Below are 495 nucleotides of genomic sequence, written 5' to 3' on the forward strand. Positions count from 1 at the left end.
GTGGACGCGCTCCACGGCTGACCCCGCACCCCGGTGCCGGGCACGGACCCGGGGCCGGTCCCCCGGGCACCTCGTCCCGGCCGGGCGCACCCCGGGTGGGTCAGGTGCCGGGTGGGTCGTCCCCGTCGGCCGGTTCCGGGTAGCCCACCTCGTAGCGGCCGTCGTCGTCGCGCACGGTGATCGGCACGAGATGCGGCTCGCCGTCGACGACGGCGGTGCAGTCGAACCGGGCCCCGGCCTCGACCGGCTGCTCGGACGGGCAGGTCACCGAGGCGACGTCGGACAGGTCGTAGCTGTCGGTGAGCATCGACCGCACCGACCGGCGCATCGACGCCTCGTCGAACACCTTGGTCACCGGCGCGGCCCCGGTGCGCGCCGACTCCCCGGCCGACGGGGGTGCCGTGCCGGAGGGTGTGGCGGTCGTGGAGCCGTCCCCCGCGTCGTCGCCGTCGAACCACGGGTCGTGCACCGCGTCGGACGGGCCGGTGGTGCCCG

At 77.0% G+C, this 495-nt stretch carries 1 protein-coding gene; it reads right to left on the reverse strand.

The genetic code is table 11. The annotated features are described in order from the left end of the window. Nucleotides 1-100 precede the first annotated feature (100 nt). Nucleotides 101-495 (reverse strand): DUF4333 domain-containing protein (locus SACPADRAFT_RS26240; RefSeq protein WP_051442410.1); only part of this gene is annotated, 395 nt, incomplete at its 5' end.

This window comes from Saccharomonospora iraqiensis subsp. paurometabolica YIM 90007, from assembly GCF_000231035.2.
Taxonomy (GTDB): domain Bacteria; phylum Actinomycetota; class Actinomycetes; order Mycobacteriales; family Pseudonocardiaceae; genus Saccharomonospora; species Saccharomonospora paurometabolica.